Genomic DNA, 1,203 nt, shown 5'->3' with positions numbered 1-1,203 from the left:
ACCATGACATTGGACCGGCCGGATTTATCGCGCCGTCTGGTGCGGGTGTTTCAACCGCGCAAGTTGCCCACCGTGCTTAGCCCTGATGAAGTTGGCGCGCTCTTGGCGGCAACAACATGCCTGAAGCACCGTGCTATGTTGAGTGTGGCTTATGGTGCAGGCCTGCGGGCTGGCGAAGTCGCAGCCCTCAAGGTTGGCCATATTGATAGCCAGCGTATGGTGATCCGCGTTGAGCGGGGTAAGGGTGGCCGCTACCGCAACGCCATGCTGTCCCTAGATCTTCTGATACTTCTGCGTTCATGGTGGCTTGAGGGCCACAGCAAAGGTGTCATGTTGCCTGACGGATGGCTGTTTCCGGGCACAGATCTTGAGAACCCTGTATCTACCCGCCAACTCGCCCGTGTGGTTGAAGCAGCAGCCAAGCGTGCAGGCCTCACTAAGCGCGTCAGCCCCCATACCTTGCGCCATAGCTTTGCTACCCATCTGTTGGAAGACGGGGTAGATATCCGCGTGATCCAAGTCCTGTTAGGCCATGCCAAGCTGGAGAACACTGCCTTTTACACCCAAGTTGCGACCCGTACCGTGCGCGCCATCATCAGCCCGCTTGATAAGGTGCTGCCCTCTATAGGCGGCTGTGATCCTGATAGGGGTCAGAGCAGCAAGATCGGCCTCAGCCAGTTTGGCCATGAGCCTGAGGAAGTCCGACAGGTTCGGTTCTAGCCATTGGGTTGCCATGCGCTCCTCTTTGGAGGTGGCTGATATCTTTGCCCGCTTTGGCGATGCTTACCGGAAGACCCACAAGGGCCATCTCAGCCTCAGCCAACTGAAGGTCATGTCAGCCGTCCAGTCTTGCAGGACCGCCGTCCTTGGCGGTCATGTCGAAGGCTGCACCCAGTGTGATCATACCAAGATCGCCTACAACAGCTGTCGCAACCGCCATTGTCCCAAGTGTCAGGGGACAGCCGCACGCGACTGGCTGGCCAAGCGACAAGAGGACCTATTGCCCATTGGCTACTTCCATGTGGTGTTCACCCTGCCCAGCGAGATTGGCGATATCGCATGGTACAACAAGACCGTCATCTATGACCTGTTGTTCAAAGCCGCTTCGCACACCCTGATGACCATTGCCGCTGACCCTAAGCATCTTGGTGCCAGGATCGGTATCACGGCTGTCCTGCATACATGGGGGTCAGCTCTCACCCA

Annotated in this window: 2 protein-coding genes; both read left to right on the top strand. The window is 57.7% G+C overall.

The genetic code is table 11. From position 1 onward, the window contains the following. The coding region (locus B7364_RS03285) for a tyrosine-type recombinase/integrase (protein WP_106407545.1) at positions 1-720 on the top strand (720 nt) is incomplete at its 5' end. Positions 721-733: 13 nt separating this feature from the next. Next, positions 734-1,203, top strand: a 470-nt coding sequence (locus tag B7364_RS03280) for an IS91 family transposase (RefSeq protein WP_198534017.1), incomplete at its 3' end; no start/stop codon positions are given.

It is taken from the genome of Aquidulcibacter paucihalophilus (assembly GCF_002105465.1).
Lineage (GTDB): Bacteria > Pseudomonadota > Alphaproteobacteria > Caulobacterales > Aquidulcibacteraceae > Aquidulcibacter > Aquidulcibacter paucihalophilus.
The sequence above is the reverse complement of the archived record's forward strand: the minus strand, read 5'-3'. Positions and strand labels throughout refer to the sequence as shown.